The following is a 17,338-nucleotide window of genomic DNA, read 5'->3' as shown; positions in this document are numbered from 1 at the left end:
TCATTGCGTCGGCCCGAACGTATGAAGAGTCATCCGTCCGCTGACCAATCGAGGATCGCCACCCGACCGTTGGCCGTCCACCAAGATATCAACCCGATTCTCTCCTGCCCGCACAAGCGCCGCCGGAACCGGGACCGAATGCACCCGATGATAGTTTCGAATCCCCGCCGATCCACTCAGGTCCACTTCTCCGGCTCTTCCGCCATTGATCCGAATTTCAGCGGTCCCTTCGAACCCATCATCACGGGCAAAACCGATCCCGAGAACCACGGTTTCGGCCAATGTCGCAATTTCTTCATCGACTTGAAAAGTCAACCTCACCGGATCCCCATTCGACAACGGCTGCGCCGTCTCCTTGGCAAACAGGTTGATTTCCCGGTGGATGCCCCGGACTTCCGGTATTTCCCGGAAAGTAACTCGTATCACGGCGGTCTCTTCCCCGGCCATATCGAAATACCCCCCTTCGATCGCTCGATATTCATCCGGGCCATCGATCCGCAAGGTTCCCTCGATTTCACCGGTGTAAGCCGGATCCGGAATGGGTCCTTCGAAATACATTCGTTTTACCCCAATGCTGTCCAGCGCCTCCCCGAAACGAGCCGATATCGCCCCGAGATCAATTCGAACCGGATCCCGGAGATAGGCGCCTCCATTGTGTATCCAAACGTAACCGACATTTCCATTGCGGAATGCCCGGAAGAACATCCGTTCCACCGTAGGCACATCCTCACTCTCCGCGACCACCGGCACCCTTTTCCCCTCGATGTCCGAGAAAAATCGATAGAAATCATGAAACCGCGTCCGTTCCAGGGTAGGATCGTCCTCATTCGGATCTACTTCGATCACCCCCTGCCCCCGTCGCCGGGCCAGCTCGAGAAATTCGGAGGAATGAGCCGCCCGCGGCCGGGTGTAAATCGCCATTCCCCGGCGAGGCACATAAGGAAGATCTGATTCGCCGAGAATAAAAGGGACCGTCAATTTGATATCGGGCCGTTCCATGAAAGTCATCCACATCCGGATCACCGTATTCATATAGAGAAACGGTTTGAAATCATTCGTCCAAGGACCGAATTGCGGATGAATCCCCTGGCGACCGAATTCGGAGACGACCATCGGCTTCCACTCTCCATCCCAAGTCGTCAGATGAAAGGCGTTCCAAAGGTCGAGATAACCTTCCAGGCGCCCGAAATCCCACACAGTTCCCACTCCGAGGCGCTGACTTCGATACAGACTAGGATGCTCGACCCGGCGGCGTTGCCATTCGGGTTCGGGCGGGAGCGACCAGTCTCCCTTACTATAAAAGTGCATGTCGTAAAATCCCAGCTTTCCGCCGGACAACTCGATGAATTGCCGGGGCTGCTCCCATCCGCTCCAATTCCCCCCGGGATACGGCCACGCGTAACACGGCCCTCCCACCAGGACATCCGGATGCTCCTCCCGCATCCGTTCGCTCACCAAATTGTGAAACTCAGCCAGATCCCCGGTTTCCCATCTCCAGATCGGCTCATTCTGGACTGTATAATACTTTGGATACGCAACACCGGCCTCCTTCCAGTGCTGAAACAGCCGCACCACCCCTTCGGCCAAAACGTCGTAATACTCCTTGCGGGGAACGTTCCCGAAGGAAATTTGCTCCCAATCCTCCCGGGGGCCTTCCAAAAGCCGCCGGTCAAACTCTTCCCGCATCCAGGATGGAAATCCGCCGTGGGCCAACGCGTGAGGTGCTTGCGCGGTTTCCTCGCACATCCGTCCGTAAATTTCGGTATACGTTTCGTCCGGAAAATGCGAATTGTGAATCTTTCCTTTCCCCATCGCGTCCGCGATTGCCTCCTTTTCTTCGACGGGTTCCGGGAGACCGATCACATACGAGCCGCGGGCGGGCATTGCTCCAATCTCAAGGAGTTCACGATTCCGCTCCTCGCTGAACTTTCCCGGAGGATGATACGAACGAAAGTATACGTTCCGCTCCAACTCCCCAAGACTGAATGGCCCGCTTTGAATTACCCGGGCAACGGTGAAATCCGGATCAACCGTCACGGTTGGGATCGCCTTCGATGTTTCGGCCGAAACCGTTCCGGCGGTCAAAGCAAACGCCACCGCCAGGGCTTTCCGGCCTTCGGACTGGCAATTGAGCGTCATGAAACCGTCCTTTCTTCTGAATGCAGAGGAACATGCAAATTGAAGGAATGATTCGGGTCATTCGCCGCCGCCAGAAATAAAACCCGCGGCTGGCCTCCTTCGTGCCACAATTGCGGACGTTCGAGATTCGCGAGCGTTTCCTCCCGACCATCCTCCCATCGTATCTTAAGATCGGATACAAGCACCTTTGACGAAGGAAGCCATGCGACTCCGTCATTCGACTGAAACAACGCCAGTGAACGCCCGCATCCGGTGAAGCCCCCTTCCATGTCTTTGACGATCGCGTAAAAGAGATTATCTGAATCCTGGAACCAAACATAGGGATCCTCAGCCGGAAAATCGCTTCCGTGATTGATAAAAACCGGCTCCGGATGCTTGCGGAATGGTCCGACCGGCGACTCCCCGGTCGCGACCAGGTGAACCACCGGACCGCAAAACGGAGACGGTCTTTTTTTCGCCACGGCTTTATAGACAAAGAGATAATCCCCATTTCCTCGCCGGGTGATCGACGGGTTGGAAACCAATAGCGCATCCGCCGCGTCATCGTCGGGCGTCACATCAATGATCGGATGATCGAGTCGCTCCCATGGCCCGTACGGAGAGCCGGAAACCGCGACACCGATTCGCTGCCGATTCCGGTAGACCCACCACGCCGGATCATCCATCGAAATCTCCCCTCGAAATTCGGCGAAGGCGCTTATCCCGGTATAATAAAGATGATACCGGCCTTCGAAAAAATGGACCGTCGGGTTGTGGGTCCCCACTCCATCCCAATACTCCAATCCTCTGGGCGGCAACACCACGCCGACATGCCGGTAAGGCCCCAAAGGATCATCGGCGACGGCATGGGCCACTTCCGAATGCGTCACCCACGCAAAGTGACCCAGATGCCGAGGCCAACGCGAATAATAAAGATGACAGATTCCATCCTCGTCGCGAATCATCGTCCCGCACCATATGCAATAGTCAGGATCCGAAAAACGAGCGGTTCGGGGAATGGGGCGCAACAGTTTGGAAAAATCAAGCCCCCTCTCCAAGATAGTTGAAGCGGTATTTTGCACATCTCCAACCTACGGCAAACGGCTCACTTTTTTGATTGCGAAATAGTGACACTCAATTGAGAGTTTGCGACATGCCCGAAATGCAGCCGACTCCGGTTCCTCCGAATGGCGACCGTAAGATGATCGCAATCCAAGTCGATACTTCCACCGGGTGGGGACGCCGCCTTTTGATGGGAGTTTTCAAATACAAAAGCCAACAACCCAACTGGGACGTCTGGACTTGTCCCAAGAGCTTCTCGGAATCCCAACACCTCCCCCAAGGGATGCGCTTCGACGGAGCCATCGCCTACATCGGAAACGAGCGCCAAGCCCACAGCATGGCCCGATACAAGATCCCAGTAATCAATGCCTCGGTGTTCGATTCGGAGCCTTACGGAATTCCGAACATCCCTCCCGATCAGGAAACGCCGATCAATCTCGCCTTCGATTTTTTCCGAAAGCGAGGGTATCGAAGTTACGCCTATTGCGGTCCCACCCGCCTCCCTTTCGTTCGCACCTATGGCGAACGATTTCAACATCGGGTTCAAAGCGCCGGATTCACTTGTTCCGTAGTCAACATCAACGCCCGGAATTTCCATGCGCAACTCAAGGCACTTCCGGCGCCAACCGCCATCTTCGCCTGGCCCCGAACGGTCTTTCAATTGCTGGCCGCGTTTCATGCCCTCAACCTAAGGATCCCGGAAGAGTACCCGATCCTGGCCCAGGACGAAGACGATATCCTTAACCGCCTTTGTTCCCCACCCCTCTCGGCCATCCAAGTTCCGGCGGAGCAAATCGGCTACGAAGCGGGACGCCTCCTTCATTTACTCATGGATGGGAAGCCGCTCCCGGAGGAACGCCATATTCCCAAACCGCGCGACATCATCGAACGCCAATCGACCAACGCCCTGGCCATCGACGATAGCGAAATCCGCACCGCACTTCACTTTATCCGCAACCACTCCCATCGCCCTTGCTCGGTGGACGAAATCGCCGAACTGGCAGGCCTCTCCCGCCGCACCCTCGAACGGCGATTCCGGAAGTTCTTCGGACGAACCGTCGCCGAAGAACTTCAGTCAGTCCGTCTCGAAAAAGCCCGCTTCATGCTCAATACCACCGACCTCCCGGTCGCCGACATCGCCCCTCGTTGCGGATTTTCATCCGCGGAGTACTTCATCTACGTTTTCCGCAAAGTCCACAACATGACCCCCGTCGCCTTCCGCAACCACAGCCGGGGCCTGGTCGAAGTTTAATGTGGGGGGCCCGTCTCGGCTCCGGACGGTTGTTCCGCTTGGTTCTGAACACCGGCGCGGAGGCGAGACGCCTACGCCACTTTCACGGTCGGTCAATCGGAACAAACATCACCGCATCAACCCGGTGGTCGCGATTACCAGCCACCACCGTTCCAACTTTAACCGAAGTGTCATCATAAAACGAATACACTCCGAGAGAAACCCATCGTTGCCCCGCTCGCATCGGGTTGATCGTCGCCTCCCGTTTTGTGCCGGAGTGGGCGATAAAAAAACGCATTAGGGAATGGTTCCCATCAGGGAAAATGTAGGGGTTCCAAACGAACACTTCATAAGATCCGGGCGCCGGAAGTTCCGTTTCCCATTTCGCCTCGGATCCGGGAGTCCGACTGACCCGGGTCTTGAAATCATGCCGATGGGACACCGCGTATTCGGCTTCTTCCCAATCGCCGGACTCAAGATATCCTGACGAGCGAATATCGACGATAATCGCATCCTCCGTAGGTTGCACCTCGTCGACCAAACGATAATATCGGAAATATTCGAACTCGACCGCTCCCGGAAGTCCCTCGGTCGAGGCGTCCTGCCGCGCCACCGACCCAAGCCAAACGTGCTGGGGCAAATGAGGGCCCGGATACGGATCATCGCGGATCAATTCACCATTAAAGAAGAACCGCACCCGGTCGGGCAACCATTCCCAGGCGAAGGTATTGAAGCCGCCCGCCACGTCGAACCGATGCTCTTTCGCTCCAAGGATGTTGCGCGGGCGATAGTGCTGCAGATTGGTGCTAAAGGAATTGGGCGAAACCGACTCGAAACCGTCGATCTCGTTCACCCGAACCCCGGAGGCCTGCATCTGCCAAAACGCCGAATGCCATCCGCGGTGCTTCCAAAGCCGCGCGCTCGTTTCATAATATCCGTATCCAAATGCCTCATTCGTAATAATTCCGCCGGTGAACTGACGGCCGCGTTCGTCAATCTCCAATACACTGACAAACCGTCCATCCCGGACCACGGCGTTTTCCGGACGCTGATGACTGTTCCAGCGACTTCCCAATCGATAATGCCATTTCGATCGATCCAGTTGTTCACCGGTAAATTCGTCGGAAAATGCCAATTCGAATCGGTCCGAGGGTGGCACCGAAGCCAAGACAATTTCATAAATCTCTTCCTTCGATCCGTCCGCCGATTCAACCTTCAGGCGGACCGGCCGGTCCTTGCCCGCGCCGAGCTCGATCTCCCGTGAATTGCCCCGCAAATCGTCGATCGTAATACCCTGCCCCTCAATCGATGGTTCGGCCATAACCCGCACTTGGGAAAGCCGACCAGGCAGAAAGAAGGTCTGCCTTTTCTCCAACGGATTGAATACAAAATCAAGAGTCCGTCCGCTTGAGTCCGTCAAACCCACCTTGCCGGGCGTCGCACTCGCCCGCGGAGGGTCTTGCGCCTCCACTCCCGAATCGGCGACAAACCGGACCGCCGACGAGAGTCCTTCCAAACCGATCCGTATCTCCTTTCCGAGGGAATGGTCAATTTGAAACAAGGCTTTTCCATCCAAAATCAAAGTCGCGGCTTTCGGGGTAACCATCAGGCCGATCGCGTAACGCTCCCCTTCGCGAAGGTTCTCCTGCCCCAGAGAGAATGCAGCCAATCGCTCCCCCTCCTCCCCTTCGCCCGTCCTCTCCACCACCCAATTGACGGATTCCTGCCGATGAATGAATCGATAGGTGCGACGTCCATCGCCCAACACCAACGCCAGCCTCGATGGCTCCGTTGCCAAATCCCCTCCAGAGCCGGGCACCGAATGCCACTCTCCGTTGCGCTCGTATTCAAAGAAAAAATCTTCGCCCGCCGCCGTCCATTCGTTGCCCACGGGATAACCACTAACCATTTGAATACATCCGATGCTATGCGTTCCAGTCAGTTCAAGGACGAGCGAATGAGGGGGACCTCCCCGGCTGACCCACCGTGAATCAAATCCGAGGTCATCGTCGACAACTTGGCGCTCATGCCTTTCCGCCGCCCAACGGGAACTGGCGGTGACCTGCGCTCCGCGCGCCAAATTCGGCAAGTCGAGTCCTCCTTCCCCTCCCCCCATGACCGGAGGGTATTCCGGCATCCCCGCTTCGAACAAACGGATTTCCGTCACGTGGGCCGTTCCATCCCTGGACACAAACCGGATCTTCCGGGTGGTCACGGGCGGATTGACAATCAATTCGAAAGCCGGATCTTTTCCCCTTAGCAACGGGTATCGTTGGAGATCGAGTTGGACCCGGACGTTCACCCCGCCTTGCAACGGACCTTCAAATAACGTCGCATGGCTTCGATCTTCACCCGATTCTCCCATCAACAAGGAAACCGCGGGGATCATCATTCCCACCGCCCCCAAAAGGACTTTCGAACTGCTGATTCTCATAAAGCCTCCTCCCTGTTATTTCGACGGCGCAAACCCAAATGGATTCGAATAGGTACTTCCCCCGCTGCCGGTCACTTCCACCCGCACGTAATTCCCGACTCCACCCACCTCACGATACGCCAGACGCGAGCCAGTATGTATCCACTCCCCTCTTGAAACCCACCGGTAAGATTCCTCCGGTAGAACTTCACCACCCTCCGTCGCCCGAATCACGAGGACTCCCGCCTCCTCGTCATGGACGATGGATTCGATGACCGGAGTCCGCTCGGCGGAGCGGTCGTCATGACCAAACCGAATGGTGGAAAAATAAAAGGCTCCGTCGATCATGGCTTTCCTCACCGAATCCCGCGAAAGCTTCTCCAACGGAAAAACGACCCAATCCCGTCCGACTGCCTCCAAGGTATGCGCGTCATCCGTCGCAAACCCCCACACCGGCCGGTCCGGCATCAGCTCCGTCAAGAGACGGTCCCAGAGTTCGCGGTCCAAGGGAAAATGCTGGTCCGCCCGACTGCCGTTTACCACTTCCGTTCCGATCAGGTGGTCGTGTTTCACGATGAGATTCCGGTAGAATTCGAACGCGGCGGGATATACACTCTCCGGAAAGGGGAAGTCGAAACTCATCGCCCGCGAAGAGCGGCCGGACGCGGCCATCGGCTCGGCGACTTCGCCGATATAGAAACCGCCGTCGATGGTCTCCGCGTGAAAGGGACCGTCTTCGTGACCAGCGGTATCGTCGACCAGGGAGCCTGATTCCGCGCCCGCCGGTTGACCTCCGGAAATTTCAAACCGGTACTCGGCCAACAACCCGGTCCGGTCCGGAAACGAATCATTGCCCGCCAGGGCGAGCATGCGGATCTCGTCGTGGGTCAGCCCCCGCCGCCACAGACGGACGTCGTCGATGTCGCCATTGAACTTCGTCACCCCGGCCCGCATGTCGCGACCGATGAAAAACTCCTCTCCCTCCAGGTCGAACCCACTGGCGACGTCCGTCTCCCGTCCCAATTCCTCCCCGTCGAGATAGACCAGGATCATCCCGTCGCGGCGCACGGCGGCGAGATGATGCCATTTTCGGTCGTTCACCGCGAGTCCGATTTCATGAGCCGGGAGAAACAAATCCATCGTTCGCCCACCTTCCCCCGGACGAAGAGTTAGGCGAACCTCGTTAATCCAAGACTGTATTTTAAGGTTCAATACACCGTCACGCCCCGGAGCGCCGTTCCCCATCAGGACGCTCCGGCTGCTGTCGACAACTCGAAACCAGGCTTCCACGGTAAAATCCCCTTGGGTCAGTTGACGCAACGCCGGTGTAAACGGCACTCGAAGTCCCGGCTTCGGACCGAAATCGCGCGGCCAATGCAGCGCGGGATGAGCCAGGACGGCCAATGCGTCCTCAGAATACCGGGCCATCTCGGTCATATCGGTGTCGAGGTCATCCGCCTGACTGGTATAATCGGTGAACAGACTCAGGTAGTCGTGATTCGCGGCCAACTCCCCCCCGGCGACCGCCACCATTCCAAGCTCCTCGGGATTCCGATTCTGGAAAGCATTCAGCGGAGGAATCCGTCCGTCAGCCGCGCGGCGTTCCGCCAATCGGCTTGTCCGAAAAGAGTCAAATGCCGTCCATGGATAGGTGACCCTATGGTGGTCGGTCAGCGCCAGAATCGTGTAACCATTTTCTAGATACTCATCGACCATTTCATGGGGCGCGGCCCGTCCATCGCTCACCGTGGTGTGGCAATGAAAATTTGCTTTATGATGGTTCACGCGGTCCCACTCCACCGACTCGTAGGGGTTGAGCACCAACTCGATGGCACTCAAGACAGAAGCCGCGAGAACGGTAACTCCAAGGATTGGAAGAAGAATTTTTCGTTGAATGGTCATGGTTTTCGGCCGGAAACCGTCATCGGAACAGAGCCTCCGGAATGTTTCAAGTATTCGAAAATGGAACCGGTCCGGCGACATCTGCCGGACCGGTTCTTTTGCTATGGCAGTAGGAGCCAACGCAAAGCTCGCATTGACTGCCTTTACGGCTGAACGATACGTACTCTCCAGAAGCGCCGGTCCGCTTGCGCGGCATCAGGATCCTCAAATGAGAATTCAATTTCGCCCGGATGGGATTCCGTATCCAAAGTTCCATTCGAGGAATCGACCGGAATCAACAGATCGCCCGCTCCTCCGAATGGCAGAGTGCTCGCTGCCTCAATCTCATACGCGGAGCCAACGTCCGTCCAACGAAGAGTGACGTTTTCCGTCGCTTGGGGATCGTAGGCGAAGGAGGTAATCCGAATGTCTCCGGACGGCGGCTCCACCGCCGGAACGCCGGTCAACATCATTTCGTCGACCCAGAATCCGGGATTGGCTCCCCAGGTCGCCGACATTTGCACTTCCCCGAGCGGGAAGTAGAGTCCTTCATTATTGGTCCCGACCCGGAAGTATTGGAGATTTTCGGCGGAATCAATCAGATTCCCTTCCGCATCGTAGACAGCCACGTCGTAATCCTGGTCGGCATTGTCCCAGTTCCGCCCGGCGATATGCAGCCGGTAAACCACCTTGGTATCGCCCGGATCGTCCAGGCTGCCATTGCCGTTGGCGTCGACCGAGGGAGTCAGCGCCATTTCCAGGAACGGATTCCAGGCACCGTCGAACGCCGACCAGACGCCGTCCTCGTAGCGGATGTTGACCCGGGACTCGCTTTCCGGGCCTTCCAGCTCGATCGAGAAGGTCCGGCGACCGGGGGCGCCCGCTTGCTTGATCGCGAAATAGAATTCCAAATCGAATTCAACCAGCGGCGCCAGCGTTTTGGTCAGAAGGGTTCCGTTATTATCCGCCGAGAAACTGGTTTCGGATCCATGGACATAGGCCGCCGTGTTCGATCCGGCCACCAGGCCGGGCACCGCCGTCACCAGGTGCGAAGCGCCCGTCTCCTGCCAGCCCGCGAAGGTGTCGGTGTTGTTCTCGGTATCCGTTCCCGGAACCTCGAAGGATCCAAAGATGTAGTTCCCTGGGGCAAAGACTAAAACCTCCACCGGGACTTGATGAACCGTTGTCAGCACACTGTCGGTGGTGACGGAGAAGTCGGTGAAATAAAGTCCCTCCCCGGTCAACCCGGCGGTATCGTATCCGACGGTGAAGAGTTCCGTTTCCCCTGGAGCGACGGTCGATGGCAACGCAGGCGCAACCGTTCCAAAACGAGTGTCGCCGGAATCGAAAGCGAGCACGTTCAAATCGCTTCCCAAACCGTCATTGCGCATCGCGAAGACCGTCGCACCGATCTCGTCCGGCCAGGCCCGAACCACCACGTTCGACGAGGCGACCGTGGAAATCGGGAAAGGCAGGGTCTCTCCGAGGCTAAAGAAGATCTCGTCGAGCCAGAAAGAGGAAGACCAGATCGGATCGAGCGTGCCATTTCCGGATGAATCCGAACGGTCTCCGGTGGTAAAGGTGAAGGCGGCCGGGCGGTTTTCGTCGATCGGCGACGAATGATAGGTCGTCAACCCAGTCGCCGTCGCGGCCACATCGGTGGAGTTAGGTTCGGAAACCGAAATGTCGTAGCTCGCCCCGTTGCTACCGAAACCGCTTCCGGCGATGGTGACTTGATACACATAGGCTGTATCCCCCGCTCCGGGGTTCAATGCTCCGTTTGTATCGGCATCGATCGATTTCTGAAGAGTTCCCAGTTCAGAAACCAATTGCCAGGAACTGCCGTTAAACAGGTAGAATCCCTCGCCGGTCGAGCCATTGCCGGCCGGCAGATAAGCGAGATTGATCATTGCCGATGCCGCATGCGAATTGGTCCAGGATCCTCCGGAGCCGGGAATGCCCGCAGCCGATTGCACGATCAATTGAAACGACCGGTCGCCGTAATTGCCATCAGGGGAAGAACCGACGGCGGTCTGATAGTTCGGAATGGCCATCAGAAAACGCAGCTCAAAATCGCTGGCCGCGTTCGTGCTTAACACCTGGCCGAAGCTGTCCGGATCCCCGTCGTTCCTGCCCTTGACCCGCACTTTTCGGGCCGATCCGTCGAATCCGGGCGACACCAGCGTGCCTCCTCCGACCCAACCGGATAGATTCTCATCCAAGGTCGGATTGGAATTCAACAAATACGAATCTCCAGTCGTGTAAACGACCGCCGACAGGTCCTGTTCGAGAATGCGGGGAGTAAGCCCTCCCGCTTCCGAAGCAAAATTCGATACGATTTCCAAGGTGCCGGTCACCAGGGTTCCACCGGTGATCGCTCCGCCGACGGAAACTTCAACATCAAAGGTTTCATCCGGTTCAATCGTAAACGGAGTAGCGGGGGCACCGGTTATGAAAAAGGCTCCATCCCCGTCATTGCCAAGATAAAGATCCTCAACGACAACATCGGTCTCGGTGATGTTGACAAATCGAACCGTCCGCGGCTCGCTGTCGTTTTGTCCGTCAGCCAAAAACACTGAGCCAAAAGTAAAATTTTGAAACACCCCTTCGATCGGCTCCTCCGGTTGGTAAACACCGATCTGAGGTTGAGGCAGCGCAGCCTCCGCGAATTGATCCTGGATCGCCTGCGCAGTTAAGTGCCGGTTGTAAATGGCAATGTTTTGAAAGGATCCGGTGAACGTGTCGAAACTCGACCGACCGCCGGCTCGGATAGGGCTCGCGGGATTTCCAATAACGGCCACTGAATCGGAGACGAATCCACTATTCAAAGTGGCGGACCCCATTTCTCCCCAATACCAGGCGATCCGATTGCTCGGCAAATTCAAGTCCCAGGAGACCGCCAAATAATACCAAGTATCCGCCGCCAAGGTTCCAACCGCCGTGATCACCCCAAACTGGGTATCCCCCGTGGTAACCCGCAAAGTACCGTTTGCCAAAAGATAAATCTCAAACTTCGGATTACCCACACCCGTGCTGCCATCCCCACGGTTGAAGATAGAGGAATTCGCCGTGATGGCGGGCGGGGTCTGAAACGTCATCACAAAGGTCCCTTGACTTCCGGTCAAATAAGGCGACGCCGTTCCGTCGCTGACCGCAGCCCCCCCATTGGTTCCCGCTAAAGCAAAAGCTCCGTTAGGATTGCCGAAGAAATCGGGACGCTGGACCGTCATAGCGTTGTTTCCGGCGGTCAGGGTCCGATGGGTGGCTCCGGAGCCCTGGTTCGGCTCGCGAGCGGTCTGATACCATAGACGAGGGCCGGTACCACCATCGGTGGGCGAGCCGATGAGATCGACCAATTCGTCGAATCCGGCCGTTGCGGGGGTCGGGTTGAATACGTTTGTCATCGCCAAGGCGGCGAAAACCGAAACAGCAGATCGGAGGATAGTTTTCATGATAAAGGAGATAGAATGGGTTGATATTGGAGCGTTAGAAGTGCCAGTATGCCCGATGCCCCTCCTTCACCGGCCTGTAATCTTACGACATTCCATTAAGAAATCCCGACACGTCAAACAGGTCTGGTCCCGCCCCCATTTCTCCGGCCTCTCCTCAGGTATGGCGGAATTCCTTAATGGAATGTCGTAAGATTACAGCGGATACCTACCCCCTGCTCAATGTAGAAAAACACCTAGTCGCCCGACAAGGGCAGAATCTTCCAATGACATGATCCATTCTCGCCAGTTCCATTCCCGACAAACGTCCCGACTCAAGCTCTTGCCTCGTATTCTTCTCGGATTGGCGACCGCTTTGGCCCCTGCCGTCGCCCTGGCGAAAACCACGGGAACCGATTCGCCCAATTTCCTGAGGAATGCCGCCTTCGACGCCGGGGAATACGGATGGCTGTTCAACGCACGTCCGTTCGACGCCCGATTTGATACTGTGGAGCTGCCGGACACGGTGCAGGGCCGAATGGCCGGGCGCGTGGTGATGGGCCCCAACTGCCACACCGCGACCCTGGCCAGCGAATGGCACCCGCTGGAGGTCGGCCGGGACTACGTCTTCAGCGTTTACCTGCGAAGCGGGGAAGACACCCTTCCGGTCACAATTTCCGTATGGTCGTGGGCCGAGGCAGGAGGACGATGGAACACGAAAACCGAAAGCCGCCAAACCGTCGAAGTCGGCGAATCCTGGCAAAGGTTTCACGTGGTCGCCAACCTGGAGGAAGCGCGAGCCGGGAAATACCAAGCCCGCATCGAAATGAATCAACCGGGCGAACTGTTGGTCGATGCCGCAATGCTGGAAACGGGAAACCGCCCTTCGCCGTTCCACCCCCGAAGCGCGATCAATTTCGGTCTGAGATCCGCCGTCCCGGACTTGCTCTACGACGCCCACCAGAATCCTCGAATCATCGGCACGATTCACAGTCGCGATGCCGCCCTCCGCACCTTCAACCTTGAATATCACGTCACCGGTTTCCATGACGAAGAGGTCCGGTCCGGTTCCATCCCCATCGAGGTCGGACCCGATCAAGCAGTCGAACAACCGCTGCCACTGGATGGCTTAAACAAAGGCTATTTCAAGGTCTCCGCCCGGCTTCTCTCGGACAACGGATCGGAGCTCGACCACGCCCGCCTCGCCTTCGCGGTGATCGACCGCAACCGTTCCCGCGACTTCAACCGGCAATCTCCATTCGGCGTCAGCATTTCCCCCAACAATCTCGAAACCCAGCTCGAACGGGCCAAGGCAATCGGGGTGGAACATATCCGAGTCCACGAAACCATCGACTGGAAGGCGATCGAACCGGAGCCCGGCAACCACCATTGGCAGCTCTACGATTACAGCATCTTCCGCGAATATGGTCTCGACCCGTTGATCTATGTCCAGCAACGCTACCCCAACTGGACCGCCGACTGGAGCGAGGAGGAACGCCTGGCCGGATCCGGGCGGTTCTACCGCGACCTGGCCGCGGAGTTCAAGGGCGTGATCGAGAACTTCTCCGTCGTCAACGAACCGTGGCAATACATGACCGCCCCGGAATACCTCGATCTCCTCCAAGCCACCTGCGACGAAGCCCGGCAAGGGAATCCCGCCGCCACGTTGGTCGGAGTGACCGGATATCACGGCCCGCAACTCGACTTCCTCCGGGACATCATCGCCCTCGGCGCCCTGGAGCACATCGACGTGCTGGCCCTACACCCCTACCCGCGGCCGGAATCTCCGGAACCGGTGCTCCACGATTTCCTCGCCCTCACCCGAGAATGGATGCGCGAACAGAACCGCGAACTCCCGCTTTGGATCACCGAAATCGGCTGGACCACCCAGGGGTTCGAGCATTTGCCGACCCGCATTCCCCGGCCGCCCCAGAGAAACAACACCGATACCGAGCAGGCCAAATTCATGGTCCGCTCCAACATCATCAGCGTCGCGCATGGGGTCGAAGTGCTGCACTGGTTTCACTTCAGCGGCGACGACACCTGGCGCTACACCTACCACATGTTCGAAGCCGACTCGCCCAACAGCGTCATGAAAACCATTCCGGCCTATTCCGCGATGACTCGGAAACTTGGCGACGTCCCTTTCGCGCGGACTTTGTCAGAAGGAACCGGCGGACAATATGCCTACCTGTTCAGCAACGATTCCAGCCAGGTAGTTGCCGCCTGGACCACCAGCCCCCGGGACACTCTTTTTTTGCGGGTCCCACCCGGCGTGTCGTTTGAGAGTCACGACATCATGGGAAACCGGATCACGACCCACACCGGCTCTGAAAAACCCCAGGCAATCCAAATTAGCGATGCCGTCACGTATTTGACATCTGGTGACACTCGCTTTAGCGAAACGAGAGTCGTCAATGTCCTGTCCACCAGCCTCGTATCCATCGCTGGCAACCCAAGGGAATACACCGCGGAAGCCAGTTTCACCAACCTTGGGAACGAACCCCTGGAGGTCCGTTTCGACTTAGCCGTGCCGTCGGAGCTGAGCCTCCAGGCGGAATCCCCTTTGATCCGCACGGTCCCGGCCGGGCAGACAGTACAGGTCACCCTGCCGTTTCAGGTGAACGGCGATCCGGATTCCCTGACCGCTTACGTATTCGTCACCGCCGAAGCGAGCGGGCCGAACGGAACGGCTTTTCGTTCCCAAAGCCGGGAGCAACTGCGCCACACCCGCCCCCTGCCGAAACCGGCCAGCGGCATCTGGATTGAAGCCGAAGAACCGAAGAGCATCACCTTTGATCCGGCGCCCGCCTGGCTCCCGAACCAGTTTCGTTCCCATGGAGGCGACCACCTCCGCTTCCGTTCCCAACGGCCCGTCACCGGAGAAGAGGAGTTCGTGGCCGAATACGAATTTTTTGCTGACCAATCGGGGGATTACCATTTGCTAATCGCCAGCTCGCCCCTGGTCGGATTGGAAGAACGCGAAGGGCTCCCGCCGCTGAGCTTCCGGATTAACGAGGGCAAGTTCAGCGTTCCGGAAGAGATTTCGACCCTCGGCTCCCCGTGGATTTTCACCACTCATCGAAATGTCTGGTGGAGGTTTCGCAACACCTGGCATCACTTCGGACCCGTTCGCCTCGACCAGGGATACAACCGAGTGGCGATCCGGTTTGGAACTCCGCCGCCGGGCGGTTATGATTATCTCGTAGTCGACGCGATATCGTTTCTGAAGCCCAACGAACTGGAGGCATTCAAAGCTCAGCTCGCCGATCGTTAACCGAAGCGATCGCATTCATTTTTCACCACAAATCTAATACGCATGAAACAAATTGATTCTCCACTCAAACTGCGGCCTACGGTCGCTTCAAACCCGCATGTTTTCACGCTGCCCGATCAACACATCTGGTGTGGCTCGGTGGAACCCTTGCCGGACGGCGGTTACTTCATGGCCTACTCCAGGTGGCCGTTCGCCTATGGATTCGACGCGTGGGTCTCCCATTCCCGCATCGGCATCGCCGTTTCCGACTCGCAGCTCGGACCTTATCGCCACCTGAAAATGGCGTTCGAAGATGGCTCAGACGCCCCGCCCGTCCAGCATAACCCGGCCTTGCTTCGCTGGAACGGCCAATACCTCCTCTTGTTCACCGGAAACTCCGGCCCCTGGTCAAGAAAAGACGGCCCTCCGCCGACCGGGATCGACATGACTCGGCCCGAGTGGTGGGAACACCGCAACAATCAACGGGTTTGGATCGCCTTCGCCACCGACCCGCTCGGCGAATGGACGGTGCGACCGCAACCGTTGTTCGAACCGGAAGCGGGTTACATCACCACCGCCACTCCCTTCGTAATGGCCCGTCCCGATGGCAAACTTCAGTTTGTTGTCAAAACGGTCCGCGAGGGACCCCGTCCGGTCGGCGGCCGAGTGGAGCACCACACGTTTTTGGCCGACTCACCAGAAGGACCTTTTCGCAAAGTCGCCGATTGCCTGATGCCGGGCATGAAGACCAACTTCCCTTTCGATGACCATTGCCAATTCTGGTACAACGGCAGTTACTACGCGATCGTCAAAGACCATGGTGAAGGTCTGACGGACGAAACTCCCGCGCTCCTGTTGCTCGAATCGGCCTGCGGCCACGACTGGAAGGTGACGTCTGATCCGATCGTGACTCCCTTCCGCCTTCGCTGGGAAGACGGAATCGAACGTTCGTATGAAAGGCTGGAGATGCCCCGCGTCCTTTTCGCCGAGGGCGCTCCCGCCGCCCTCCAACTCTCCGCCTACGCCGGCGACAACTCAAAATCCTTCAACCTCCGCCTCCCATTGTGAGCCCTTGGAGTGCGCGGACATGTCCGCGCTTTCCCTTCGGCGACATGTCGCCCCGATCCAAAGCTGCGACATGTCGCGGCACTCCAGATTTACATTTCGGGGGTGTGGTTTCGGGGTGCATGGCAATTAAAACATCCAGACGCATTTCGGCGTAAATGCACCAGATTTTCACCGAGACTAAAATCCGAAATCCGGCTCTTCGTTTACCAATGGACCAGATAACCTCCGTGTCCGTGTCTCATCGTCATTTCCGAAAAAGGACGCCATTCCACCGAGCCGTTCACGTGAAACACGTTTCCGCCTACCGGATTGCGGCCATCATCATGACCAGTCCGGGGTGGAAAGTCGCGATTGTGACTGATTACCATGTCCACAATCATTTCCGTCCGGCTTCCTTCATGGGTCAAGGTCATCGGATAATCACGGTTCGGATCCTCCGGATCAGACAAAAGCGGGTTCCCGGCTGTAATCACATAACCGATAACCGGCTGCGGTCTCGCCGGAAACCAGAATCCATCCTGCTTCCAATCCGGATTCCCCGGGCAATAAAAGACATCGCGGGGTAACTCATAATCTTCCACCAGGCGGAGCGCGATGTCGTTGCGCAAATGATATAGCCAAACATCACTGGGAGCCGTTTGGGGAATTTTATCGCCGTTGTCTTCCTCGGAAAGCATGATTATCGCCATCCCGAGTTGACGGATGTTGGAGGAACATGCCGCCCGGCGGGCACTGTCACGGACTTTTCCAACCACCGGTATCAGAATTGAGGCGAGGATGCCGATAATGGCAATCACCGTCAGAAGTTCAATGAGGGTAAAGCCACGCCGACGGGGGACCTCTTGTCCCCGGGTATCCTTGTTGTTCAGGTTCATTTTTCA

Annotated in this window: 9 protein-coding genes; 3 read left to right on the top strand and 6 right to left on the bottom strand. The window is 57.4% G+C overall.

Annotation, left to right across the window (positions count from 1 at the left end; translation table 11 throughout):
- A complete protein-coding gene (locus ACWUI2_RS08010) occupies nt 1-2,139 on the bottom strand; it encodes a hypothetical protein (protein WP_486982333.1) in 2,139 nt (712 codons plus the stop codon).
- The gene (locus ACWUI2_RS08005; RefSeq protein WP_486982332.1) at nt 2,136-3,083 is read right to left on the bottom strand and encodes a glycoside hydrolase family protein; all 948 of its coding nucleotides are present in this window, start codon (nt 3,081-3,083) and stop codon (nt 2,136-2,138) included. The genes ACWUI2_RS08010 and ACWUI2_RS08005 overlap by 4 nt, the downstream gene beginning before the upstream one ends.
- A gap of 188 nt (nt 3,084-3,271) precedes the next feature.
- Between ACWUI2_RS08005 and ACWUI2_RS08000 the strand changes: the two genes are divergently transcribed.
- Nucleotides 3,272-4,432 (top strand): substrate-binding domain-containing protein, encoded by a 1,161-nt coding sequence (locus ACWUI2_RS08000; RefSeq protein ID WP_486982331.1) that lies wholly within the window; start codon nt 3,272-3,274, stop codon nt 4,430-4,432.
- An 82-nt stretch (nt 4,433-4,514) separates the two neighbouring features.
- Here ACWUI2_RS08000 and ACWUI2_RS07995 read toward each other — a convergent pair whose 3' ends face one another.
- The 3 genes from ACWUI2_RS07995 to ACWUI2_RS07985 all read right to left on the bottom strand — a co-directional run bounded on the left by ACWUI2_RS07995 (nt 4,515) and on the right by ACWUI2_RS07985 (nt 12,157).
- Entirely contained in the window at nt 4,515-6,845 is a 2,331-nt protein-coding gene (locus tag ACWUI2_RS07995; RefSeq protein ID WP_486982330.1) for a golvesin C-terminal-like domain-containing protein, read from the bottom strand.
- Nucleotides 6,846-6,860: 15 nt separating this feature from the next.
- Nucleotides 6,861-8,726, bottom strand: a complete 1,866-nt coding sequence (locus tag ACWUI2_RS07990) for a LamG-like jellyroll fold domain-containing protein (RefSeq protein ID WP_486982329.1) — start codon at nt 8,724-8,726, stop codon at nt 6,861-6,863.
- A gap of 143 nt (nt 8,727-8,869) precedes the next feature.
- Complete coding sequence (locus tag ACWUI2_RS07985) at nt 8,870-12,157, bottom strand: LamG-like jellyroll fold domain-containing protein (RefSeq protein WP_486982328.1); 3,288 nt, start codon at nt 12,155-12,157, stop codon at nt 8,870-8,872.
- A 319-nt stretch (nt 12,158-12,476) separates the two neighbouring features.
- On the opposite strand from ACWUI2_RS07985, the gene ACWUI2_RS07980 reads away from it, so the two are divergent.
- Together ACWUI2_RS07980 and ACWUI2_RS07975 are read left to right on the top strand one after the other, a co-directional pair.
- Entirely contained in the window at nt 12,477-15,410 is a 2,934-nt protein-coding gene (locus tag ACWUI2_RS07980; RefSeq protein WP_486982327.1) for a COG1470 family protein, read from the top strand.
- Between the two features lie 42 nt (nt 15,411-15,452).
- The gene (locus tag ACWUI2_RS07975; protein WP_486982326.1) at nt 15,453-16,457 is read left to right on the top strand and encodes a glycoside hydrolase family protein; all 1,005 of its coding nucleotides are present in this window, start codon (nt 15,453-15,455) and stop codon (nt 16,455-16,457) included.
- Nucleotides 16,458-16,660: 203 nt separating this feature from the next.
- On the opposite strand, the gene ACWUI2_RS07970 is transcribed toward ACWUI2_RS07975, so the two are convergent.
- Nucleotides 16,661-17,332, bottom strand: coding sequence for a type II secretion system protein (locus tag ACWUI2_RS07970; RefSeq protein ID WP_486982325.1), 672 nt, complete (start codon nt 17,330-17,332; stop codon nt 16,661-16,663).
- Between the last annotated feature and the right edge of the window lie 6 nt (nt 17,333-17,338).

It is taken from the genome of Verruconatronum alginivorum, assembly GCF_056590205.1.
This window is presented reverse-complemented; position numbering and strand designations above follow the sequence as displayed.